18 protein-coding genes are annotated in these 24,718 nt (G+C 42.5%); 4 read left to right on the top strand and 14 right to left on the bottom strand.

From position 1 onward, the window contains the following. Positions 1–44: 44 nt before the first annotated feature. From MHH50_RS15550 to MHH50_RS15540, 3 genes are all read right to left on the bottom strand, one after another. Positions 45–2,027 carry an AraC family transcriptional regulator gene (locus MHH50_RS15550; protein WP_340033098.1) on the bottom strand — a complete coding sequence of 661 codons (1,983 nt, stop codon included), beginning with the start codon at positions 2,025–2,027 and terminating at the stop codon, positions 45–47. 255 nt (positions 2,028–2,282) lie between these two features. Next, positions 2,283–3,065: an ABC transporter ATP-binding protein gene (locus MHH50_RS15545; protein ID WP_076130491.1), complete on the bottom strand. Its 783-nt coding sequence runs from the start codon at positions 3,063–3,065 to the stop codon at positions 2,283–2,285. 113 nt (positions 3,066–3,178) lie between these two features. After that, on the bottom strand, positions 3,179–4,021 hold the full coding sequence (locus MHH50_RS15540; protein ID WP_076130490.1) for an AraC family transcriptional regulator: 843 nt from the start codon (positions 4,019–4,021) through the stop codon (positions 3,179–3,181). A gap of 149 nt (positions 4,022–4,170) precedes the next feature. Between MHH50_RS15540 and MHH50_RS15535 the strand changes: the two genes are divergently transcribed. Further along, a complete protein-coding gene (locus tag MHH50_RS15535; protein WP_340033097.1) occupies positions 4,171–5,880 on the top strand; it encodes a glycoside hydrolase family 2 TIM barrel-domain containing protein in 1,710 nt (569 codons plus the stop codon). Positions 5,881–6,101: 221 nt separating this feature from the next. Here MHH50_RS15535 and MHH50_RS15530 read toward each other — a convergent pair whose 3' ends face one another. From MHH50_RS15530 to MHH50_RS15520, 3 genes are all read right to left on the bottom strand, one after another. Continuing rightward, positions 6,102–6,674: a TetR/AcrR family transcriptional regulator gene (locus MHH50_RS15530; RefSeq protein WP_076184953.1), complete on the bottom strand. Its 573-nt coding sequence runs from the start codon at positions 6,672–6,674 to the stop codon at positions 6,102–6,104. A gap of 284 nt (positions 6,675–6,958) precedes the next feature. Next, positions 6,959–7,711, bottom strand: coding sequence for an SDR family NAD(P)-dependent oxidoreductase (locus MHH50_RS15525; RefSeq protein ID WP_339243555.1), 753 nt, complete (start codon positions 7,709–7,711; stop codon positions 6,959–6,961). A 231-nt stretch (positions 7,712–7,942) separates the two neighbouring features. Then, positions 7,943–8,944: an NADP-dependent oxidoreductase gene (locus tag MHH50_RS15520; RefSeq protein WP_339243553.1), complete on the bottom strand. Its 1,002-nt coding sequence runs from the start codon at positions 8,942–8,944 to the stop codon at positions 7,943–7,945. 184 nt (positions 8,945–9,128) lie between these two features. Between MHH50_RS15520 and MHH50_RS15515 the strand changes: the two genes are divergently transcribed. The 3 genes from MHH50_RS15515 to MHH50_RS15505 all read left to right on the top strand — a co-directional run bounded on the left by MHH50_RS15515 (position 9,129) and on the right by MHH50_RS15505 (position 11,918). Continuing rightward, the gene (locus MHH50_RS15515; protein ID WP_076303704.1) at positions 9,129–9,677 is read left to right on the top strand and encodes a TetR/AcrR family transcriptional regulator; all 549 of its coding nucleotides are present in this window, start codon (positions 9,129–9,131) and stop codon (positions 9,675–9,677) included. A 967-nt stretch (positions 9,678–10,644) separates the two neighbouring features. After that, entirely contained in the window at positions 10,645–11,166 is a 522-nt protein-coding gene (locus MHH50_RS15510; protein ID WP_036677170.1) for a DUF3231 family protein, read from the top strand. A gap of 119 nt (positions 11,167–11,285) precedes the next feature. Beyond that, on the top strand, positions 11,286–11,918 hold the full coding sequence (locus MHH50_RS15505; RefSeq protein WP_076278553.1) for a LysE family transporter: 633 nt from the start codon (positions 11,286–11,288) through the stop codon (positions 11,916–11,918). Here the strand turns inward: MHH50_RS15505 and MHH50_RS15500 are convergent. From MHH50_RS15500 to MHH50_RS15465, 8 genes are all read right to left on the bottom strand, one after another. Further along, complete coding sequence (locus tag MHH50_RS15500; RefSeq protein WP_340033096.1) at positions 11,915–13,351, bottom strand: amino acid permease; 1,437 nt, start codon at positions 13,349–13,351, stop codon at positions 11,915–11,917. The two genes, MHH50_RS15505 and MHH50_RS15500, sit on opposite strands and share 4 nt — an antisense overlap. Positions 13,352–13,556: 205 nt before the next feature. Then, the gene (locus MHH50_RS15495) at positions 13,557–14,885 is read right to left on the bottom strand and encodes an amidohydrolase family protein (RefSeq protein WP_340033095.1); all 1,329 of its coding nucleotides are present in this window, start codon (positions 14,883–14,885) and stop codon (positions 13,557–13,559) included. A gap of 172 nt (positions 14,886–15,057) precedes the next feature. Further along, complete coding sequence (locus tag MHH50_RS15490) at positions 15,058–15,666, bottom strand: TetR/AcrR family transcriptional regulator (RefSeq protein ID WP_076133162.1); 609 nt, start codon at positions 15,664–15,666, stop codon at positions 15,058–15,060. Between the two features lie 92 nt (positions 15,667–15,758). Continuing rightward, positions 15,759–18,374, bottom strand: coding sequence for a phosphoenolpyruvate synthase (ppsA, locus tag MHH50_RS15485; RefSeq protein WP_340033094.1), 2,616 nt, complete (start codon positions 18,372–18,374; stop codon positions 15,759–15,761). A gap of 285 nt (positions 18,375–18,659) precedes the next feature. Further along, entirely contained in the window at positions 18,660–21,311 is a 2,652-nt protein-coding gene (locus tag MHH50_RS15480; protein ID WP_076307840.1) for a discoidin domain-containing protein, read from the bottom strand. A gap of 227 nt (positions 21,312–21,538) precedes the next feature. Next, complete coding sequence (locus tag MHH50_RS15475) at positions 21,539–22,462, bottom strand: aminoglycoside phosphotransferase family protein (protein ID WP_076278090.1); 924 nt, start codon at positions 22,460–22,462, stop codon at positions 21,539–21,541. A 71-nt stretch (positions 22,463–22,533) separates the two neighbouring features. Further along, positions 22,534–23,553, bottom strand: a complete 1,020-nt coding sequence (locus MHH50_RS15470) for a phosphotransferase (protein WP_179086782.1) — start codon at positions 23,551–23,553, stop codon at positions 22,534–22,536. A 154-nt stretch (positions 23,554–23,707) separates the two neighbouring features. Then, positions 23,708–24,622, bottom strand: coding sequence for an ArsR family transcriptional regulator (locus tag MHH50_RS15465; RefSeq protein ID WP_076130610.1), 915 nt, complete (start codon positions 24,620–24,622; stop codon positions 23,708–23,710). Positions 24,623–24,718 lie beyond the last annotated feature (96 nt).

The raw sequence follows: 24,718 nt of genomic DNA, 5'->3' as shown, positions 1-24,718 counted from the left end.
AAGCTGACGCGAATACAGCGTCAGCTTGTTCATTCGTTACGTCTTTATAATTTCACATCAAAATATTTAACGAGTTCGTCCAACAACAGATTGGCCGCTTCATATCCGCCTGCCGAGTTCCAGATGCCTTCGTCGACTTGAATTACCTTGTTGTTCTTATTAACGCTCAAGTTTTGGAATAGTGGATCTTTTTTCCATTCTTCCACGACCTTCGCTGCATCGTTTTTACCTGGAGCTTCTGATACAAAGTAGAAAAGCACGTCACCGTCCATGCTAGGTATCGTCTCTTTGGACATCACTTCTATAAAGGAGTCTTTATCCTGCGATTCCGGGCGTGAAACACCTAATTGGCTCAAGAGCACGCCGGAGAATGTTTGCTTCTGATAGATGCGAACTTGATTGGCGGAAAACCGGACCACTGATACCTTTGTATCCGCTTTGCTGCCTAGCTTCGCTTTGACTTCCTCGACACGTTTGTCGAAGGCCGCCATCGCTTGTTCTCCTTCTTTCTGCTTGTTTAAGGCTTCGGAATAGAGCTTGAAATTAATTTTCCAATCTCCTGCCAGATCATCGGAGAATACCGTCGGAGCAATCTGCTTTAATTGATCGTAAATTTTCTCCTGTCTAATCTTATTGCCAATAATCAGATCCGGCTTGAGGCTCGCGATCAATTCAATATTGGGTTGAAGCTCGTCTCCGACAACGGTGACGCCTTCCATCTCTTGCTTGATATGGTCGTACCAAGGGTCGCCAATCCAAGACTGAACGGCTCCGACCGGTTTGATGCCGACTGCCAAAAGTGCTTCCGTACCTTCATTAGTCAATATGACAACACGCTCAGGGGTACCGGTGAGCGTTTCTTCCCCCATCGCATGGTTAATCACTCTTGTGTCATTGGCTGCATCCGACAACGGGCTTGCAGCCGGACTTGCGGAAGCTGCTACATTACTACTCGGTGAGCTGCTGTTCACTGGTGTGACGTTCGTCCCCCCTGTCGTGCATGCGCTTAACCAAAGGGCGAAACAAAATAATAAGGTTGCTGCCATTGCTGTTCTCGACTTACGATACATCGGTATTTCCCCTTCTCTCTTATATTGATAATGATTCTCAAATACATTATCAATATAACGTTGCTGCCCACTAGCAACAATGGGAGATCTAAACACTAGGGATGGATTATTTCGACGCTGCTCTTGTTCTAATGCAGCTTCTTTAAAGCTGGTGGGCGAAACACCTTCGTATTTCTTGAAGATACGGCTGAAATAATAGCTGTCGGTATAACCTACGCTCTCTGCTATTTCCTTCAATGTGAAATCGGTGGAAAGAAGCAAATGCTTCGCATTACTCATCCGCAATTGAATCAAATAGTCGATCGGGCTCGTTCTCACTTGTTTCTTAAAGGCGCGGAGCAGCTGTCTGGAGCTGCAACCAAGGTGTTCAAGCAGCGTCTCAAGCGTAATCGGTTCCCGATAGTGCTCATGAATATAACGTACCGCTTGGGCCACTAAGTCAGGCTTGACGGCTATGACATTTTGGCGTTCCATCTGCTCTAGTATTTCATAGACCATTTGATAAAATATCGCTTTAACTTGAAGCTTATCGAGTAGCTCCGAGCGATGCCACTCCTTACTCATGGAGGTGACATGATGGAAGATGGAGATCGGGTAATGGGGCTTAAACACATATTGCATTTGAAACGGATTATGCTGCTCCATCAGTTTGACCGTTTCTTGACAGGCTGGTAGTGCCAGTACCGCTTTATACAAAATCATATAATAGTCCAGCAGCTCATCTGCCGTAATATCAAGGTTGAAACCCTTGCCCCCATGGATCAAGGAATACTGATTGACGCGGTGTGCGATGCCATCCAGCTGGAGCTGTGCGCTGCCTTTAGTCACATATAAGAAGGCGCTTGAAGGCATTCTGTACGCATGTAGCTCCTCGCCTTGTTCCATTCTTGTATGCCGGACATCTATGATTTTGACGAATGCCTGATTCCATAGCAAAGCTTGCTCATTCAATTTCACCGACTTACTCTCCCCTTCTCTTTCACTCCATGTGGAGAGATTTATTCCTTCATCATATATGATAACGATTATCATTTGCAATGATAATCGCATAACTATTTTCCAGCTATAGCGTTAGTAATTGAGCATAAAAAAGACGAGCAACCGTTGATTGGTTAACTCGTCTTTTTTAATCCTGCTACTGCCTGCGAACAGTAGAAATAAGTATGTGCCATGTGTCTTGATACATAACAGCAAATTCCCAGATAACGGGTCTTACTTATCACCGGCAAGTGTAAGCCATTTGCGATTATGATGTTCTTGTACTTCAACGGGAGTATCGAAGAAATCGCTCAAAACATCTGACTGCAAGCAGTTTACTGTCTCGTCACCTTTGTAGATTTCACCGTTCTTTACCAGCAGCGTGTGCGTGAAGCATGGTGTTATCTCCTCGATATGATGGGTTACATACAGCAAGGTTGGTCCACCAGGTTGCTTTGTTATCTTCTCGATCATCTGCAGCAGCTGTTCACGGGCAAAAATATCTAGTCCCGTGCACGGCTCATCAAGGATTAGTAGATCTGGATTGGCCATTAGTGCGCGTGCAATGAGGACTTTCTGACGCTGTCCTTGCGACAAGGTATCATATGTACGACCAGCCAAAGAAGAGCAGTCTAGAAACTCCATTAACTCCTCGGCTTGCTTTTGATCCTCTTCATTCGTCTTATCATACAGACCAATCGTCGCGAATTTTCCGCTTAGGACGATGTTCAGGGCAGTCTGATGGCCGTACAGCTTCTGCTGCAAGGAGGTGCTTACCCAACCGATTCGTTTGCGTAGCTCTCTCAAATCCACATCGCCAAAGCGATGGTCCAGCACCTCGACTTGTCCTGTTGTCGGCCAGATATAGCCGTTCACGACGTTTAGCATCGTCGTTTTTCCTGATCCATTCAGACCGACGATACACCAGTGTTGTCCCTGCTTCACTTCCCAATTCATATCGCGTAAGATCATTGTCGTATCACGTTGCCATGATACATTTTTGAGTGATATAATCATGCCGAATTTCCCCTCCTTAAACATGCCTCAATGAGTTCATACTATCACGGTACAGCCCTTTCCGTAAAAAAACATAAACGCAAGATTTTCTCGCCAATGGTTCTAAGGGACAATTAATCTTTGATTCTCTGTTTGTTTCGGTATACTGTCGGAGGGATCCCGTTAAGCTGTTTAAAAATCTTGCTGAAATGATATTCTTCGTAGTACCCGCATAATTTGGCGATTTCCTTAACTGGATAATCGGTAAAAACCAGATAACGACAAGCTTGCTGGTTCTGTAAGTGCATATGGTATTCCTTCGGCCCCATCCCCGTAAATTTCAGAAACATCTTCCGCAAGTAAGATGGCGAAATGCCGTATTTCTCCGCTAATTTCTCGATCCGGTGATGATCCTTATAGTCGTTCTCGAGTGTTTTCTTGATCTGTTCGAAGGCGGCAAAAGCTCCAGACTCCATCAGATTCCAGTCCGGTTGTACGGTCTGGTGCAGCTTATGCAGCAGGATCTGCATTTTAGCCCGGGATACAGCTATGCCATCGGTTAGTCCGGGTAGCCAGTCCTGGTGAATCCCCCAGACCAGCTGGCTAATTTCCTCAGCTTGCTGTTGGTTATATTGGCTTAAGAAGGGAAGTCTCAGTTTTACGATTGGCTTGACTTCCTTCCATACCGCATCATAACTAAGCTCTGCACAATCGAAGAGCAGCATCGTTATGCGAAGTGGAGCATCCATCTGCGAGCGCATGGACAGTTTAAGGCCTGGTTTTAAATAGATTAGCATTCCAGCCTCTACTTTGTGCTCAACATTGGTCAGGAAAACCCCTTTACCTTCATGAATCCAGTACAAGCTGTGCACATTTACCATGTTACGGATGTCCTCCCAGCCGGGATAAGTAGCTTTGTCGAGTACAAAATGGATATGCACTGTGAGGTCATTCAGCTTGTAATCATTTTCTTCCAATTAATATCCCCTCCTGCTGCTAAAAGAGCGATTTAAACAAGACGGTAACGTTTTTTTCTATTCAATGCTTAAACTCCAAATGTTACTATCCATATTATCAAGATGTCTGAAATTCACAATACATTACAGGAAAAAAAGGAGGAACACACTTGTTAAGGACTTTTAGCGAGTATCAAATTCGGAGAACTGCACTGTTGGATGGGCCTTGGGATTTCATGAAGGATCCGTTAAATACGGGTGTTCAAGAAAAATGGTTTGAGCGATTTCCACATTCTTGGCAGTCTCTTTATGTGCCCTCGTGCTGGAATAATGAACTGGGAATGTACGATTATGAAGGTGTCGGTTGGTATCGTAAAAAAATACAGACTGTGAATTCGCAGCATGTCAGACTCATCTTTCATGCCGTGCTGGGCCACGCCGACGTCTATTTGGACGGGCAGCACCTTGGATATCACTATGGAGGATTTACACCTTTTGAATTTATTGTTCCTTCCTTAGGGGCAGGAGAACATGAGATTATCGTCCGGACGGACAGCACCTTGGACCGACTTACGATTCCTACGGAGCAGGTGGATTGGTTTCATTATGGGGGAATCATACGGTCGGTGGAGCTGCAATATTTGCCTGAACTTTACATCGAACAACTGAAGATTGATTATGAACTGCATGGACCAGATGCCGATGTCACTGTTCAGGTGAGGCTCCATTCCTTCTTTAAGGAGCAGCACACTACAAAGATCACATTCTCCGAAAGCGGACATGAATTGCACTCGGAAGAAGTACAGATTGAAACTGGCCAGACCCTCAGTCATACGTTCAAGTTGCTTATGCCTGAAGTACGTTTGTGGAACGTAGGTCTTCCAGAACTGTATACCTTTCAACTGCGGACAGAGGAAGACGACAAGATTGAACGGATCGGTTTTCGCTATATTGAAACAAAGGATCATCGGATTCTAATTAACGGTTCACCCGTTTATCTTAAGGGGGTGAATAGACATGAAGAGCATCCTGAGTGGGGTTTCGCCTTCCCTCCGAAGCTGATGCACAAGGAGCTCAGTATCATTTTGGAGTTAGGTTGCAATTCCGTCCGGGGTTCTCATTATCCCCAAAGCCCATATTGGCTTGATCTACTCGATGAGCAAGGGATTGTATACTGGAGCGAAATTCCGATATGGGGAGCCTTTCTGCCGAACGAAACAGTAAGTGAGCCGCTCTTCCAGGAGCGTGCACTGACTATGATTGAAGAAATGATCAGCTTGCATATGCATCACCCAAGTGTGATCTTTTGGTCCGTTCATAATGAGATTGATACCCGGACGCAAGAAGCATATGCTTTCACACAAGCTCTAGTCGGATTGGTGAAGAAACTCGACAGTACTAGGCTTGTCACCTACGCTACGATGCATCCACTCGAAGATATTCTACTTCCTTTATTCGATGTTATCGGTATTAATAAATATTTTGGTTGGTACGAAGGCGATACAGCCAGCTTTAAAGACATGCTGGAACAGTTCCATGTGCGTGCGGAGCAGATGGGAGCCGGTGACAAGGTAGTGCTCATGACCGAATTCGGTGGTGCTGGACTATTTGGGGATGTGGGCTGGGAGCAGAGATTGTTCAGCGAGGATTATCAGGCAGATATTGTAACTGAAGCACTGGCGATCTTCAAAAATGATTCGAAAATTGGCGGGACTTACATCTGGCAGTTTGCAGACATCCGCGGCGATCTGAAGAGCAGCAGCAAGAACTTTCGCGACCGTGCCCGCGGCTTCAACAACAAGGGTCTGGTTAATGAATACCGCAAACCTAAACAATCCTTCCGTGAAGTGCGCCGTATCTATCGATCTTGGACAGATTAATATCCACATTGACTAAGAAGCCCATCGTCAACATGGGTTTTTTTAGTGTCTGCATTCTTAGTTCCTTACAGTTGGTGTCGGACGCGGTATTTATATAGTTAAACTGGGCGTATTAAGTCGGTTCTATTCTTTGCGTACTCGGGTAGCAGTAAGTTGATTGTCTATTTTCGGCATTCGATACAAGTGCTTGTCCTCTTACACTGCAGATAGATAAAGGAGTTTTAATCTAGAGTGATCAGTATGGTATGAATAATACTTGTTAATTTCCCATGGTCCGTTGCCGTTTTTACCATTGTACGTAGTCCTAACCAGGCATTCATTAAATAATGGGAAATAGCCTCGGGCTCCAGTGAAATTCTAAGTTCACCTCTTTGCTGGCCAGTCTGAACGAGGTCATATAACAACTTCTCCGTTTTTGAATAGCTATTCTCAACAAAGGATGCAACCTCCGGATCCAGTACTCCCAACTCCACACCCGAATTAACTATGAAACATCCTTGAGGTTCTCCTTCGCTCCTCATCGAAGATTCTAGAAATTGTCGAATGATCTCCTTTACGGGTTCTTGTTTCTCAACCAAGAATCTCATTTTTTTGTTTTGAGTAGATTCGTACCGTTGGAGTGCCGTCAAATATAAGGCGTGCTTATCACCAAATGTATCATAGATACTTCTTCTGTGAATTCCCATACAGTCTACCAAATCTTGCATTGAAGTTTTCTCGTAACCTTGCATCCAAAATAGTTGTATCGCTTTATCTAGTACTTCATTAATTTCAAATTCTTTGCTTCTTGCCATTGTAATCACCTCAAGCAATCATTATACATTTAAGTAAACGATCCGCAAACTAATATATAAAACGTAAATAAAATCAAGCAAGATGCTTGATTTTATTCATAACATGATAACTTAACTGATGCTTACCGAAGAATTCTTACTTTGTCTGCTTATAAACAATCCAGAGTCCAATCTTTTTCCAGCGTATGCAAAAAAGTTGTACCCCACGTTTAAGAATAGGGAAGCCAGTTCTTTTTGCTCCAGTTTCTTCAACGATCGTTTTAGTGACTAATATCTAATTCGATTTAAAACTCAGATATAATTGGATAGATTTGATCTCTCAGATTGAAATCATAGTTCTGGTCAACAATCCCTATCATATCATTGCTATCATAAAGCTCTACCATGAAACTCGCCATTTGTTTGGCAGTGTGGTATTTAGGCATGTTTGCTTTGTAATCAAATTCTTCAGCATCTATAGATTTCTTTACAAATTCCGTTTCAGTTATTGCTGGTGCTAAAACCTTTGCTTTTAATTTCGCGCCTTTAAGCTCTAGTTCCTTTGCAAGCCCTTCGGTGAAGGCACTAACATAATATTTAGATGCAGAATAAGCAACGCTCCCAACAGCAATGGCATATCCGAGTGCGGATGATACGTTAATTAACTGAGTTCCTTCTACATCAGCATAATCTCGCACAAATAGTGTTGAAAGGATCGTCAAGGATTCGATGTTAACACGTAACATAATTTCAACTTTATCTAAATTCTGTTCTACCACAAAAGAAGCTTCACCAAGTCCTGCATTATTAATCCAGGTTTCTATTTGGTATTCCTTCAAAGTGTTATACAGTGTGTAAGCCTGCTCTGTAATAGACAGATCATTTGAACGAACAATAACATCTACATTAGGATCAATATTCTGAATTGTTGATTTAAGTTCTTCTAATTTATCTAATCTTCTAGCTACCAAAATTAAATTTTTACCGCGTGCAGCAAACGCCAATGCTGTTTCATACCCAATTCCTGAGCTTGCTCCTGTAATCACTGTATATTTCATATTATTCTCTCCCTTTTAAGTTTTTTGATCAATTAACAACATTTCAATAGAGTTTATATTCACGATTAAACTTGTATCTCATTCACCCCCTCCCTTAATAAATTTCTTCAAAATATTCAAGAACGATCATTCTAGTTAAGGTAAAAACTACACTATTAACTCTAATTTGCATCAGTATATCAATTCTAGAATGATCAGTAAAGAATTTTTTGACAACAATTGAGACCCTTCTTAAAATCTGATAATAACTTTTCCTTTAGGATGACCTTCAGCAACAAAAGTCAGTGCTTCGTTAATATCTTCTATGTGGAATTCTGTAGGGTCCACTGCTGGTACAATCCCATTATCTTCAATAATCTTCGTAATTTTCTTTAATTGTTCGCCATCACTGCGAACAAAAATGAAATGATATTGAATCTTCTTTTTCTTCGCTTTATGATCATACTTAGCCCCGGCGATGGTGAAGAGCTTTTGTTTCCAGCCAGAGAAGCCCAAATCTTCTGCAAAACGTTTGTTAGGACCGGTCCGCAGAGAAAGAAGGCGGCCTCCTGCTTTAATAATTGAAAGTTCATGATCAAATTCGCTGGGTCCCAAGGTATCCATCACATAATCAACATCACTAAGCTGTTCCCAATAGTTCGTAGTCGTATAATCAATATATTGGTCTGCACCAGCGGCCATTGTCCGTTCACGTGCTTCTGGATTTCCACTGATGATGACCTTGAGCCCCATGCTTTTGGCGATAGGAATGGCCATTTGGCCAAACGAACCAGACCCTCCAGGGATAAACACGCTTTCGCCAGCTTTAGCATTTAATTCTTCATTTAATCCTTGATAGGCTGTCAATCCTGTTAATGGCGCAGCAGCACCAGTCACAAAATTCAGATTGGTGGGTAGGTACCCGATGGCATCTGCATTAATTGCCGCGTATTCCGCAAAGGCACCGATTTTTTGTAGTGGCAGACGTGAATAAATTGCATCGCCAACTTTGAAACCTTGCACCTTCTTACCCACTTTTTCAATAACACCCGTCAGCTCGTTACCAAGTACTAATGGGAATTCATAATCCTGAATCAGCTTTACACTTCCGGTACCAATAAGCAATTCCAAATGATTAACTGCTGCTGCTTTCACCTGAACCAAGACTTCGTTATCACTTATTTCTGGGATTGGAATATCGTTCACTTTTACTATGAACTTTTTTGAATATTTGGTGATCTGTGCTGCTTTCATAATTAATGACCTCCTATGCGTTAAAAAAAGTAACATTTATTTGTTTTTGTAACTTACACAACAAGCATAAAACAATAAGTTACAAAAATCAACAATTGTTACTGAATATTTTATATGTTAGAATACTCGCAAGTGTATTAACGATAAAAAGGAATTTATTGAAGAAAGAAGGGTTAGCAGGACGGTGGCTAAAATCACTCAAGAGCTCATTATTGAAACAGCTGAGGCATTAATTAAACGCACGGAAAAATCTGAAGTGACACTCTCACAAATTGCGGATGAATTAAGTATCACCCATGCAGCGCTCTATAAGCACTTTAAAAATAAGCAAGAGCTCTGGGCAGCTGTATCTAAGAGCTGGTTCAACCGGATGATTTCAGAACAAATTAAATTAGATATGACTAATTTAACTAAACCGCAAGAATTGCTTCACGATTGGCTATGGGCATTTGTTAACGCAAAAAAACGCGCTTATAACGAGAATCCCAAGATGTTTGCCTTGAATACTCAATACGTGGATAGCAATCCACTGGTATTACGCGATGTTCTCTGGGATTCCTACCAAATCATTGACGGCTTCATGGACTATCACGATCCCCACTTGGAACGGGCTGAGGCGATTCTCTCTGCGTTTGCAGTATTTAGCCTCCCATCCTTCAAAGAATCCTGGAATTTACCTGACTACCAAGACAGGTTTGAACGCATCTGGAGTTTAATCAAACAGGGTCTATGAATTCAAATCCCTTAGTTTTAAAAAAATTATTCTTCAATCATAAACATGGTCCAGAAGCTTCTGTCTTCTGAAGTACTGCAGTTACTCTCCCACTTTTGTCCGGTTCCGCCAATTTTCGTAAACTCAGAATAAAATTATCATTGCGAAGTCCTGCTCCGGTGGAATACGCGGAACTCCTCACTGAGCATGCCAACATGTGCGGGTTACGGACGACTCTGGAACCTGTGGCTGGTGCTAGATATGCGCCGCACGGCGTAATCCTTTATTGGTTCTTCTAACTCTCCTAAAGATGATTTGCTAAAAAAATGTAAAACCGGTTATTCAGGCTCATCCTGAAACCGGCTTTTTATTTGAAACAAATTAAAGGTATAAATTTTTTGACGAGTCTGTAAATACAGTCCCAGCTCAGGATCCTAATCATAAAAAAGGCCCCTACAATTCCCTTTAGCTCTAAAAAGTTTAGCTTTTTTTCTCGGCTTCTATTCCGCAAGCTTGTAAGTCCAAGCAACTCTAAGAGACCAACCACCTCCTATTCTCGATACTCATCCCCGACTGCCTGCGCTCGGTTCTACCGCTGTTGTATTATGATTACCCGTTGCATTAATATTCCTGGCATACAGGTTATCCTTTGTTTGATTAGCTGAGTACTTACCAAAGGTGTTGGAAGTCTCAATGACTCTCCATCAATCCCTGCCTCGGTTGGAGATACACTCCACCATCTCCAGTGATAAGCAACTTCATTGAATGCAAAAGGCATTTATACTTCCAATCATCACGTTGAAAAGCATTTGATTCCTCCACAACTCGTGTTCAATTTTATCGTTCCTTATTTTCACATTTATCCTTAAACTTGCACGAATGACGACGCCTCAAATTTACATACCTATTTTATCCGAAAAGCTGCAATTTCCGTGTTTTTGTGGGCATGCTAATGTTTGTTCAAATTCAACAATAAAGGAGACTGTTTATGACAGGGATTCTAGGCGGTAACCCCAAAGAAGAACCGATGCATTATGGAGAGATTTTTACGGTTTGGCAAGCCTCAATGGTAGCAAAGGGAGCACTCTCTTGTTACAGAGCTTATATGTATCACGCTGGTGACAATGACCTGAAAAAAATATTAGGAGCTTTAATTGATCAAGCGGAGCTTGAAATCAGTGAGTGTGATACACTGCTCTCAGAGCAAGGTATTGCATCTGCACCAGTAATGCCAAATCGGCCCGATGCCAAGCTTGAAGATATTCCTGTAGGGGCACGTTTCACAGATCCTGAAATTGCTGCCAAACTTGCAGCTGATAATGCTGTTGGACTTGTGGCATGTAGTCAGGCAATGGGACAATCGATCAGAGAAGATATAGGGGCTTTGTTTGCTAAATATCACCTTACCAAAGCAGCCATCGGCCTTAAAATTCTACATTTGACTAAGAAAAAGGGCTGGTTGATTCCTCCACCTCTTCTTGTCAAAAGACCTGAATCCGTTAAGGCGTAATCCTACTCACTCTTCAGCTTCTTATAAAAGAAGGCCTGCAATCACTCGCGGGCCTTCTTTTGCTTGTCCTACTACGACCTTTATTGGAATATGTTATCTATATAAAGGAGGAGGACAACATTAACGTATTTATAGGTTATATGATTCTAGGATTATCCCTCTCGGCACCTCTCGGACCCATTAATGCAGCACAGCTGGACAAGGGACTCCGCGGAGGATTTATGCCTGCCTGGATAGTTGGTTTAGGGGCGGTTAGTGCCGATATCATCTATATGCTGCTTGTTTATTTTGGCCTCATTCATCTGCTGGATGCTCCGTTTGTTAAAGTGTTTTTATGGTTGTTCGGATTCTTTGTCCTCGTCTATTCAGGTGTAGACAGCATTAAAAATACAAGAGAAATTTCAGGGATTGAGATGAGGGGAAACGATGTCTCACTGTCCAAATCTTATCTTTCGGGATTTCTGATGTCCTTGTTTAATCCCCTCTCCATCCTTTTTTGGCTGGGTATATACGGCTCAATATTAGCTAAGGTGGTTAGCGAGTATCCAATGCAGCAGTTATTGATCTACAGTGGAGCGATCGTCCTCGGGATTTTACTCTGGGATGTAGTCATGGCTGCCGCCTCCAGCCTCTTTCGTAAATTTCTAACTGTTCGGGTATTGAAGGCGATCTCCGTTCTGTCAGGTCTGTCGCTGATTGGCTTTGGTTTTTATTTTGGTGTACAGGCTGCCCGACTTCTCTTTTTTTATTAAACCTTGTTTTTTCGCATCCTGATGCCCTTAATCCGAAATTCAGGATCGCCCGGTAAAGAATGATATTCATTGGACTGTTCGTCCGTACTGTGATCCTTAACAGAACCGCCATTCTTGTTATGGTTATGTTGAACAATCCAATCACTCAACGCAATCAGTGAAACAATTAACAGACTGATGTAGAGGCCTGGACGACTGAGCGCGTGAAATAGCGTACCTGCTACAGCAGTAGCGATCAGCACTAAGCCCAGCCAGCGTTTCACCCCATTTAGAAGACTGGGCTTAAGCAGCTTGCGGGAGGAGAGCAATATAAAGGACCAGTTATAGAGGATCATCAGTCCGGCAGCAGTTGTAATGTATTCGTATACTTTTCCTGGCAACCACAATGACATCATAATGGCACCCCCTAAACCTCCAGCTATTAAACAAAGGGCAAAAAACGGATATTTATCCTTCCATTTCTTCGAAAAAACCTTGGGTGCATCCCCTTCCTGTGAAAGAGTGATCATCATCGAGGTAATGGCATAAAGCGAAGCTGTCATCGTGGAGAACCCAGCTATGATCAACACCCCGTTAAACAAATGCGGAACAAAGGTCAGATGGTCGCTGCTGAGCGCGAGCACAAAAGGACTTTCTTTTGGATTAAAAGCTCTAAGCGGCACCATGATTACTGCAAGCCCGATTGATAGAACATACACCGTAGCCAGTCCCAGCAACATCACCTTTCCTGCTTTTGGAGCTTCCTCAGGTTTCTTTAGCCTGTAGGACATAATTCCCAGCACCTCAATGCCACCATAGGCATAAAAAGCAAAAATAAAGGCAGACCACAACCCGATACCTCCAGATGGAAACAACGCTTTAAACCCAAGTGGAACTTTCGGTGAGAACTTAGAACCTCCGATCCAACCCGTCAGAAGTACGGCAGCAATAACAAGGAACATTAGTATAGCCGCCACTTTAATGATGGCCAGAATATTTTCAACCCTGTCAAAGCCCTTATTGCCAAAAAACACAATCAACAGGCTCACAACAGCGTAACCGGCAGCAAACACCCACATCGGTACGGGCGGGAACCAAAATCGTGAGAATATGGACAATGCTGTGAGCTGACTTCCCATAATCAACAGTTCCGAAAACCAATATACCCAGCCGCTCCCGAACCCTGCCCAATTTCCAAATGCTTTTTTTGCATAGGATCGAAATGAACCCTGCTCCGGATCTTCCGCTGTCATCTGAGCCAGTGCATCAAATACGACATATGTTCCAATAGCAGCTAAAATGTAGGCTAGCAGCACTGCTGGCCCTCCCATAGAAATTGCTAGACCTGAACCCAAAAAGTACCCTGTTCCTATAGTGCCAGCAATGCCTAACAAGCTTAGTTGCCACCATTTCAGTTTATCTTCTTCTTCAGTTTTACTGGAAGGTTGCTTCATGAATTCTGTCCTCATCCTGATTAGAATTTGAGATGTCTCTCATCTCTAGAATTCCCTTCAGGCGGGTCCGTTATTTACAGGAATCATAATAAATAAGCTTCCCGACCAGAAAGGCTGACAGGCTTATAGTTATTCATACCGGGCGCTGTTCTTTTAAGAATAGCTAGGATACCCAAACGTGCTTCTACAATCATTTATCTCACTCCTAAATACTCCAAACCGTATCCAGCAGCTCGTCCACTGCTTGAATTCTGTTCACAGAGGGTGTTTGTATTAAATTCCCTCTGACCATAACCATAGCTACATCAGACAAAGCTTTTATGTTCTCCAATGGGTTTTGCTCCATCATGATTAAATCCGCATATTTGCCAACATCTATAGAACCTGTCAGGTGATCGATTCCCAAAATCTCTGCATTTGATTTGGTTACTAGTTCAATAACCTGACTTGCGTTCAGCTTTGTTTGTCGCATGAAATGATCAAGCTCACGCCAAAGATCATAGTGGGTTACATAAGACATAGCGGCATCCGTGCCCACACCAATTTTGATATCATGTTCTATAGCCTGCTGTAGCCCTTTTAACATTGAGTCATACACAAGCCGGGCATTTTCCTTAATGGTTGTATTCAACTTTGTCAGGCTCGGATCTAATTTCGCACTGGGATAAGCTGCTTGTAAAGTAGGGATCACAGCGGTGTAGCCCTTTAAGGCTCTGGGATTATTTTTGTACAGCCTGATCATTTCCTCATCCATCTCCGCGCCGTGTTCAATAGTATCCACCCCACCCTTTAACGCAACTCTTACACCTTCGGTACTTTCTGCATGTGCCGCCACACGCATCCCAATTTTATGAGCTTCCTCGCAAATCGCAGCCACCTCTTCTTCCGTCATTTGCAAGCGGCCTGCTTCTCCGACCCTTTTGGCATCGGTAACCCCGCCAGTTACACATATTTTGATTAGGTCCACTCCGTTTTTTACATTGATTCTTACATTTCTTCTCCCTTCCCATGGTGAATCACCGACCAAAGCCAAATAAGGTGCACCGTGGCCATCCGTTACGCTCAGGAAATACCCGGATACCAAAAGATTAGGTCCAATAAATTGATTTGCCTTAATCTCATCCCTCAAAAGAACATCAGTATAAAAAAATTCACCTACGCTACGCATCGTTGTTACTCCGGAATGCAGTGCGGTTAGGGCATTTTTTTTCATCCATTTCTTCAACACGTTTCTGCCCAGTCTCGTATCCAAAATATGATGAAACGCAAAATTCAGCAGCCCTTCACTGGCAGATAGCGTAAATGGCTTCCCATCGGCAAAAAGATGAACATGCGCGTTGATGAGACCGGGCATCACATATTTCCCCGAACAATCGATCGTTTGGTAATGGGTCGGGACAGTTACAGCGCTTGCTTTCCCGATCTCTTGAATCAATCCGTTTTCCTGAATCAAAATAGTCATATGGGTTTCTGTGCCTTTTATTGCATCTCCATAAATAACATTGCAGTCCTTAAACGCATAACCTATCTTCATCGTAGCTTCCCCCGTTTCATGATTACACCTTTAAATAGTGAATTCATTATTCATTATTGGATTAAAAAAATAGGGACCCTCGTAGATGCTAAATGTGCATATCCACTTGGTTGTCCCTCATTGCAGTGTTGTGCGCCAGTTCCACCCCACACCTAAATTCGGCGCATTGACGTTATTCGTTTAAGCTTTTTAGTCCATGCAGCCAGTATAAGCTTAATGCCTCAAAAATCCGTTTCCGGCTATCGGCGCTCATCTCGTGCTTTAATAAATCCAGAATCATATTGATGACATTGTTCGCGATGATCTTCAGCAGAATCATATTTTCTTCGGTTCCGATTTCGTATCTTTTATAATGATCCTTAATATAGGGCCTTTTAGTTTCGATCATCAGATCGATCAGCTCGTTTTTGGCATTGCTATATACGGTCCCTTTATTCTTTTCAAAAATAATAACAATCTGCCTGCTGTACTGGGTTAATATAGTTATTTGCTCTTGAACGATAGCTGATTTTTTCTCATTATTAACATCATCAAAAAAAGTCTGGTTATCGATGCGAATATTTTCCACTAACACATTCTTCAAATAGTCCACTAAAGACGGCGGAACAACCGAATAGAACAACTCTTTTTTATTTTTAAAATAAGTATAAATATTTCCAACAGAAATTTGAATTTCATCGGCAATATCATTCATTTTGGCATCAGAGAAGCCTTTTTGGAAAAATACCTTTAAAGCGGCGGATTCAATTTCCTGTTTCACTTCATCTTTTTTAGACTGCATATTGCCCCTCACCTTTAATAATGAATTTAAAATTCACTATTAAAAATAATTCAAAAGATTGAATTTGTCAAACCACATTCGTGATTCAGCCATTACAATATCTCGATATAGCCTTCTGTTCCATGCACACGAATTCGTTGCCCGTCTTTTATCAATTTGGTAGCATTCTCCACTCCGACAACTGCTGGCAAGCCATATTCACGCGCAATAACTGCCCCATGGGTCATTAGTCCACCAACTTCAGTAACTAGGCCTTTTACAGATACAAACAATGGAGTCCAGCTAGGGTCAGTAAATAAGGTAACTAATATATCTCCGTTTTCTAGATCAGCATCCTCCATGTTTAAGATGACACGCGCACGTCCCTCTATAACACCGGCAGAAACCGCTAAACCTACAATAGCTTCAGTTGGGAGGTTTTCTCGTTTATACTTACCCGCAATGATTTCACCTTCAGACGTAATAACACGTGGTGGAGTTAGTTTTTCAAATAATTTGTACTCTTCTTTGCGTTTGCTGATGATCTGGTAATCCAATTTATTTGTGCTTACAACTTCGCATAGTTCTCCAAAAGTGAGATAGTATATATCTTCTTTTTCAGGAATAACTCCCGATTGTATTAGTTGTTCAGCTTCTTTCAGTAAAGCTTGTTTATAAACGAAATAGCGATTAACCATGCCGTATTTTGGGTATTCTCTAAACCCGCTGAAATTCCGGATGAGATCAATCATTCGTTTTGTTTCATTCGCTTTTTGTTCACCATCGGGTAATTGCTTCAATCGATCTAATAGCTCTTGTTCTTTTTTCAAAGCTTCCTGTCGACCTTGCTCAAATTTCCGATGGCCAGCATTAGGTTTAAAGTTTTTGATATTACTGAGAATCATGGGGACAAGTGTAGTTGGCTTTTCGCTCCAACGAGTTCTTGTAAGATCGATTTCTCCGGTACATCGCATTCCGTATTTACTGAGATAGTCATAGAAAGCGTCTTGGGTTTCCTGCCCACCCTCAAAGCTAACCAGTTCATTTAAGAAATTTTCATCTTTAACCTGCTGTAAGTAATCAATGACTTCCGGATAAGGCCGAATCACATCAGCGAGATTGAGTAGCGCCAGACCCATTTCTGAAGTTATATTGCCTTGTACAGATTGAGAAAGCGTATCCGCTGCGTTTTTTTCACCCAACCACTCATTTATTTTTTCATTGATCCACGCTGAAGCATCCATAGCCGCCATAATCACACGCATACTTTGTGGGTTGAATAGAATCTTCTTTAATTGCTGCATATCTTCCAGAATAAAATCAAACAACTCCGCCCCTGATTTGGTTTGAATGATTTGTTGCAACTCTTCTATCGAGGCTTGGTTGCTCTTAATGAGGTCAGAAACGATTGTCGGATCATTTTCGAGTTGTACTTGAGAATCACTAGGTGGCAGGCTTGCATTGCTTTTACTCGGAGTAGAAGCTTTTTCATTATCTGCCGAGAATTTTATAAAATCTTCTCGCTCTACGATGGTTATGAGTGCGTCTTTTATGAGGGGATCAGATTTACCTAAGGCTTCTATGATCATTTCTCTGCTGCCAGATGAAGCAAGACTTGGTGTGACATCAACAAACAATCTTCCGCCAGCTGTACGCATAGGTGCAGGAGTCGTTAACAGGTAAAAGGCCAATCCCAGCGGTTTCATGGGATCTGTCATCATTTGTTGATGACCAACAGATACATAAACGTGGTTTTCTTGATCATTCGCTTCTGGGATGGGGAATAAAGTCGTGATTGGCCGACTCTGGACGATATAAAATGTATCCTCGGTCAAACACCATTCGATATCTTGTGGGCAACCAAAATAAGCTTCAATCTGTCTGCCTATCCTTGCTAATTGTAAAATTTGTTGTTCAGTAAGTGTTTGAGTCTCTTGCTGATCGATTTCGATCTGCCGGGTCTCTGTTCCGCCTTCTTTTAGTCCGTAAATAGCCAATTTTTTGGTTGCTATTCTCTTATCGACAATTTTCTCTTGCTTTACTTTATAACCATCGGCAGATACCAAGCCAGAGACCAGAGCTTCGCCAAGTCCAAAACTAGCATCGATGGATAGCAGTTTCCGGTTAGAAGTAATCGGATCAGCGGTAAATAAAATCCCTGAAGCCTGTGGAAAAACCATCCTTTGAACGATAACGGATAAATAAACTTGACTGTGGTCAAATCCATTTTGCATACGGTAGATTACGGCACGATCCGTAAATAGAGAAGCCCAACATTTGCTGATATGCTGAAGGATTGCTTCTATGCCGATGATATTTAAATAGGTATCTTGTTGACCTGCAAAAGAGGCATGTGGTAAATCTTCAGCGGTCGCACTAGAACGCACTGCATAAGCATGTTCATCACCCAGCTGGGTGAGATAGTGAGAAACTGCCTTCACAACATCGGAAGGAATTTCTGCTTCCACAATGATTTGCCGAATCTTCCTACTGATTTCACCGATTTGATCCCGATCTTCTACTTTCAGCATAGTTAGTTGATCCAACAAAGCATGATACGTTTGGTTCTGTTCGAGGGCTTGGTGATATCCTACTGTTGTAATACAGAATCCTTCTGGTACTTGTATACCTTCTATTTGTGATAGTTTCCCTAAATTTAACCCTTTTCCGCCAACGAGCAAAAGCTGTGTATTGTCCACTTCCTGAAAACCGAGAACTAAAGAACGCATTTATTATCGCTCCTAACTATTAAATTGAGAAAAAAATTGACAAGAATTTAACGGCATGATAAACTAAATATATAAGATGCAATTTTTACGCCTAACTATAGAATTTCAATCGTGAATTGATTATATCATCGTGTCTTTTCATATGCAATATATAAGAATCTGATGAGATAAATCAGGTTCTTTTTTTGATTTCAGCTATCATTAGTGTTAGAACAAATAAACCGTAGCCCCTCAAGTGGCCTACGGTTTATTTGTTTTAATATTAGAATGACGTAATAGGGTATATTATAATCCCTTCACTTCAAACTCATAGATTCGCGCTGCCGTATCGGCTCCCTGCGTAGGTTTGAGAATCAATAATTTTACATAGCGGGCTTTTACTAACGCAATTGAATCAGTCGACTCGGCAGCCGAGTTTCCTTGGACGTTGACGACATCCGTCCAGTTCGTTCCGTCACTGCTGACCTGAATCGTATAATCACTGGTATTAAAACCGGACCATTCTCCTCCGCTCTCAGCATGCTTGATGACAAAAGCGCTGAGTTGATGTTCGGCGCCGAGGTCGACCTGAAGCCAATGGGGCAGATTGCCAATTGCGCACCATTTACTGTTATCCGTCACTTTACCATCTACGGCGTTAGGTGCCCCTTCCTTTTCCCCGCAGGCATGATCGGCTGTTGCAGTTTTACCAAGTGCCAGATTTTTCACTGCTCCAGCTTCCTTACTCACTGTGATAAGCGCTTTTTTCGTAATTGTGTCTTGGCCCGAGCTGTTAGTTGCAGTCAGCGTCACACTATAAACGCCTTCCTGAGCGAACGTCACAACTGGGTTCTTTGATGTGCTGACCGCGGGGTTTCCGCTTTCGAAGGTCCATGACCATCCTTCTGTCACTTCAGTCGACAGGTCGGTGAAGTTTACGCTCTCGCCTGGAGCGACTAGGGTTCGATCAGTTTTGAACTCCGCAGTCGGCTTTGGATAATCCGGCCAGCTGATCTTCACGCTAGAGGATTGACCTTGCTCGTATCTTCCATTGACGGCAACAACCTTCAATACTGTGATAGTTTCTTTGTCTATTCTTCGCATCTCAGGAACGTAAAACACATGATTTGGTGTTGCACCTATGAACATCTCACTGCCATCTGGAAGCACTCGATAGATTTCGTATTGCTTGACCTGTTGGTCAAGCTGTTTCCACTGTAATCTGGCATCTCCATAAATACCATTGCGAAAATCAGTTTGAGTGACCTTAAGATCGCGAACCGCGGGTAGTGGTTTGATCGGGTCATTAGCATTTTGAATGGAGAGCTGGCCAATTTGAATGTTGTAATTATTAATCGCATTCTTAGAATCAAAATACAGTGACAACGCTACGATCCGTTTCCCTTTGTATGGGGTCAAATTCAATGTTTCAGTTGTCCAGTCTGGCGATGTCTTATCCTTCACATTAAGGAAGATATTTTGATCGGGCTGATCTGCGAATGAAAGACCAACCTTCAGGCTTGGCTTATTTTGTGTTTTGTACGTAATAGACAGCTTTGTGCTTGCTTCGATCTTAAGGTTGGTCTTGTAGAGCTTCAGATGTGTCGCATTGTTAGGGTTCAGTACGCCTGATACCATCAACGAACTGCCGCCGTAATAGGCATCGGACCAATCGAGCACTGGTGAAAGCGGGGTACCTTTGCTGTCTGCAATCCAACGCCAGGAGGGAAGAATATCCTGCAGACTCCGGTTGTTCCAGCTTTTATCCCGCACCTGCTTCCCTCTTACAAAATATTTCTGTCCGCTTCCCGTGTTGAAGTTGGTGGTGAAAGGCAGCTCATTGATTGGTGATGATTCGATCACATCGTTAGCGATACCTTTCCAGGCTTGATCGCTCGAGGTGTTACTCGGATTCCCGTTTGGACCCACCCAAAATTTGTTCTCGCGTACGAAGAAATCTTCCATACTCTCTGCGCTGTTAAAAGCCCAATCGGGGCGGTAAATACCAAGGGAAGTAACGGCAGGATCTTTATCCGGAAACAACAGATTCCAGTTCACCTTTGTATCGTAACCCTTGGCTTCGACATCGATGCCTGCATACAAGTCATAAGGACTTCTGCCCAAGCTTCTAGCCTTCTCTGCCGAGCTTTTAAGATCCTTCCACCAAAAGTTCAGGAACATATTGTCTGTTATTTGCTTTTTATTGTCTTGCAGGAACATCGCATTCTTGTCGTTAAGTGCATTTTGCCAACTAATACTGCCCTCATTGGTCATGGAATCATACCATACGATGTGCATAGAATTTGACTTGTGCGATTCCAGATAACTTAGGAAAGCTTTCATTTGCTGTGCGTCAGCCGGCGTTCCGCCCTCAGTCTCCTGGTTAATAAACCAGCCGTCAAATCCGTAATGGCTCGCAACCTGGATCAACTTGTCAGCAGCAGGAAAGGATCCGTCACTATTCTGCTGAAGCATCTGCTTGACCCATTCATACTTCCCGCCATATACGGTTGGTGGGAAGAACACCGTTCCGATGATCGGCACGCCATTTTTATGAGCCGCGTCGATCGTATCAGCGCTTGGAGGTACGATGATCCCTTCGCCCGCGGAACCACCCCAATAGACCAGCTTGTCAACATATTGCCAATAGGTAAATGTGTTAGCTTCGAATTTGCTTGAACCCTGCGATGGAACTCCGCTTGTTCCCGGGTTCAGTGCTGATAAAGCCATGACTTTTGGCGCTTTGGTTGCATGAGCGTTGACTCCATCTGCTACAAAACGGTCCTGCAGCGGGACTGTGCTCCGGTTAAATGCCGCATCCGGGTCGGATGCCGGACTCCACTGAAGCAATTGCTCCGGAAACCAATAGGATGAATAAGGCTGTTTCGCGAACGTAGTTGTGGATAAGGCTGCGCACATCACAAGTAAGAATATAAAACCTGCCCCAATCTTTTTCATGCCATACTCCTCCAATCGATTGATTAAATGATTGCGCTTACATTTTATCAAGTTGGACAAAGCTATAGATAGTGGATTAATGGCAAGTTCAGGTGCATTTATTACAGGTTGTCAGCCTAGGCTATAATCCCAGTGGAGAATTTGCTCCTAGAAATTTGATATTTATATACAAAAAGCCGCAATTATGCGGCTATTAAATGTATAGGATAAGGTAAAGTGTTCAGTTATTACGCTTTTAGGTTTAAAAGAAAATGCCGTGTGTCCTGATAAGCCTCTGTCCAGCCCATCTTAGCATAGAATCGAAGTCCATCGAGTCCCTTAAAATAATAGGCACCGATTAGCCGCTCCTCAAAATTCGGGGTCACTATTCTAGCTTTCTTTTGATAATTTTGATATGTGTTAATAACATCACACCAAGGCATATGCTTGTCGAGAACCGCAAGGTCTATGAGAGAATCGCCATACATGCAATTTCCATCAATAATGCCGGTTATCCGTGTTCCGTTGGACAACATATTCCACTGTTGAAAATCTCCGTGTATAAAGCTTCTATTAGATTCATTATAGGGTACATAGGTCATCAAACGACTATAGATTTCTTCGTATACGTCTCTTTCCAAGCAAGACGTGCGGAAGAGTTCATGCCAATTTTCCCAGAATGTCCCCGTCTGATCTTCCGCATTTACGGCAATGACGAAGTCTTTCCAAGATGAATAGGAACCATTGCCGTCAGGTCCGATCCAACCATAACCGTTAGTTCCCCCAATATCCGTTTCGGCCATTCTTGTTAAAATGCCGATAATTTCCGGCATCAGACGGGTTTGTTCCTCTGCTGTACAATCGGATAGATTGCGACCTTCCATTCGCTCCATGATCAAATAGGTTAACTGATTAGTCCTCCCTAACCCCAAACATTTTGGGAAAGGGATACCTTGGTCGAGTAGCAAATTAGATACAAATTGTTCGGTCTCATATGCTCGTTCCAAATCGCTGAATTTCACAACATAGTCTTTTCCTTCTAAAATAAAAGAAAACACGTTGCTTATATTGCCGCCAGACAACGGTGTAATCTCAGCCGCTCCCTGTCCAAGATGATTCCACAGTACTTTTTCAATTTCACTCATGGTCAATTCCGGTTTTTCGTAAGCCATATTTACTCCAACTCCTGCTTATTTGAGTCTACATATGAATTTATCCGCAGCATATCAAAAACACCCTCATCCTAAATATCTCGTTTCTCATACTCAAAGGGTTCATCACATGAGTAAATTTCATGGAAAAATCCTACATATGGGATATCGTCTTCTAGACATTTTATACGATATGACAGCTCTTCATCGCATTCCGGGTCTTCACCATTGTTCCGCATTACCTCGAATGCATCAACGATGTTTTCCATGAGGGTTACTTGGATAAACAATGGCAATGTGTCTAACATCGAATCTTCGATCCTGGTCTCGGATCTGTAGCCATCAAGGACTGTTTTAAAATAATCATCCATAAACTGTTTGCGTTTATCAGTTTCTTGTTCAAATTGTATCCAGCCCACTCCAAGTGTCCAGAGATTTGCCAGGTCATACATATACCAACAAAAGCAGGAGTTATCGAAATCAAAAACAGTTATTTGCCCTGTATTAAAATCGATCATATAATTCCCATCGCAGTAATCAAAATGAACCATCCCAAAAGACTCGTGATCCCTGTCCATCCCTTCTAAGGTTGTAAGGAGGTCTACCAGTTTCTCTTTCAACAGAGGTAACGAGTCAGGTATTAGCTTATCTATATAATCGGCATTGTATTTATCAAAAAAATAATACCGGGAATGGACAGGTGTATAACCCTTCGACAATTGATGCATTTTCCCAAGAACTTTACCACAGTTATAATAGTATTCCGTAATAGGAACGCCTTCCCGATACTGATAATTATTTTCCGCGAGCATCCCCCCCTTGGCCTTTTCAAACAAGCAGACAAAAAAGGTATGATTATTAAGAGTTATCGTTTCCAGCAGATTCCCCTTCTGGGAGTTGACCACATTCGAAACACTGCCGCCATGCTCGTACAAATACCTGATATATTCCACTTCACCCAAAATATCTTCTCGGCTTCTGTCACTTAAAAAGGCAATTCTGATTATTTTTGCTTCAGAATCAGCTTTATCACAGTTATATGCGACATTCCGTCCTCCTTCATGTGCATTGATAAGCCTGATTTCATAACCTTCCAATCCGTACAATTCCATCACTAATGGAAGTAAGTGTGTATCAGCGATTTTAATAACCTCGTTATAATTCAGAATATCTCTCCTCTCAACTTCTTCAATATATGGATATTTTACCAGTTCCAGCAGATAAACAGGATGGAGAAAACAACTATAACTGAACTATCCTGCTTCATTAGGTCATCGTTCCTAGGTACACACGAATTAAAATATCTTGGTCATGGTTACCGAATCCAGCCCCATAAAGTGTCAAACCACCAACATTAACAGCCTTCTCGTCAACTGCGAACCGAAGCGTCCAGAATTGTTCCCGTAGCAAAATATCTGCGACAGTAATGTCCGACATCCTTTCTTCATCAATAAATGTGCCCGAAGTGTCAATGCGGATCGTCTTCAATAACCCGTATTGATTTACATTCCGATGCCACCAATCCGGAGTATATATGCCTCGTGCCGCTCTTCCAAAGTCTGCCGGACTGGTCCAAGTTCCAAGCTTCACACCGTTAAAAAAGAACTCAATATCCGAAGGCCAATGATCTTTCAAGCCTGGCGCTTCAGAAGCAATTTCCATTGAAATCTCGATGGCCTCGGGCATTTGACCGGGAAGTAAGTAGTTAGGCGTTTTGTACTCTACGTAACCTCTCCCAAACCACAAAATGCCGGCGTTGACCCGCTCGGGATCGAGAAAATAGCGGGGATCGTCCCAAACCCCAATCTCTTTCTCTTGTGTCCCAAGACCACATGTAGGATGGACATCAAACGAGGTATAATGACCGACTGAAATGGTCTGCTCTCTGATCCTCGGGGTTTGAGTGGCAGTGGGGAGTTCGATTTCAACTCTTTTTTGTTTAAGGAAACACATTTTGTGCGTTCCTCCGTTTAGGCGTATCCTGTGACTTCCTGTAAGTCCAGCTTGTTCGAGCTTTCGGATATGCATAGTAACTATGGAAGGACTAAGCTCTAACTTAGCCGCGATCTCCTTCACATTCATTTCATTATCTGCAATGAGGCTCATAATCCTCCATCTGACTTCGCTTGCCAGCGCTTCATATAACGCCATGAATTTTGCTTCGCCGTTTGCTTTGATCATCATCATAATCACCTGACCTGTGCTTATTGAAATTACATATATATTAATTTAATAAATATAACGTACATCTTCAACCCCGATTCATTGAAAACCTAT

Source organism: Paenibacillus sp. FSL H3-0302, from assembly GCF_037982245.1.
GTDB lineage: Bacteria > Bacillota > Bacilli > Paenibacillales > Paenibacillaceae > Paenibacillus_AQ > Paenibacillus_AQ odorifer.
This window is presented reverse-complemented; position numbering and strand designations above follow the sequence as displayed.

Bases quoted from the DNA above. Each gene is read 5' to 3' on its own strand.
- MHH50_RS15470 (WP_179086782.1), bottom strand. From the start codon at position 23,553: ATGGAATTGTACGGATTGGAAGGTTATGAAATCAGGCTTATCAATGCA.
- MHH50_RS15520 (WP_339243553.1), bottom strand. From the start codon at position 8,944: ATGAAAGCAGCACAGATCACCAAATATTCAAAAAAGTTCATAGTAAAA.
- MHH50_RS15475 (WP_076278090.1), bottom strand. From the start codon at position 22,462: ATGGCTTACGAAAAACCGGAATTGACCATGAGTGAAATTGAAAAAGTA.
- MHH50_RS15490 (WP_076133162.1), bottom strand. From the start codon at position 15,666: ATGCAGTCTAAAAAAGATGAAGTGAAACAGGAAATTGAATCCGCCGCT.
- MHH50_RS15495 (WP_340033095.1), bottom strand. From the start codon at position 14,885: ATGAAGATAGGTTATGCGTTTAAGGACTGCAATGTTATTTATGGAGAT.
- MHH50_RS15510 (WP_036677170.1), top strand. From the start codon at position 10,645: ATGACAGGGATTCTAGGCGGTAACCCCAAAGAAGAACCGATGCATTAT.
- MHH50_RS15480 (WP_076307840.1), bottom strand. From the start codon at position 21,311: ATGAAAAAGATTGGGGCAGGTTTTATATTCTTACTTGTGATGTGCGCA.
- MHH50_RS15530 (WP_076184953.1), bottom strand. From the start codon at position 6,674: ATGGCAAGAAGCAAAGAATTTGAAATTAATGAAGTACTAGATAAAGCG.
- MHH50_RS15525 (WP_339243555.1), bottom strand. From the start codon at position 7,711: ATGAAATATACAGTGATTACAGGAGCAAGCTCAGGAATTGGGTATGAA.
- MHH50_RS15545 (WP_076130491.1), bottom strand. From the start codon at position 3,065: ATGATTATATCACTCAAAAATGTATCATGGCAACGTGATACGACAATG.
- MHH50_RS15500 (WP_340033096.1), bottom strand. From the start codon at position 13,351: ATGAAGCAACCTTCCAGTAAAACTGAAGAAGAAGATAAACTGAAATGG.
- ppsA (WP_340033094.1), bottom strand. From the start codon at position 18,374: ATGCGTTCTTTAGTTCTCGGTTTTCAGGAAGTGGACAATACACAGCTT.
- MHH50_RS15465 (WP_076130610.1), bottom strand. From the start codon at position 24,622: ATGATCAAAGCAAACGGCGAAGCAAAATTCATGGCGTTATATGAAGCG.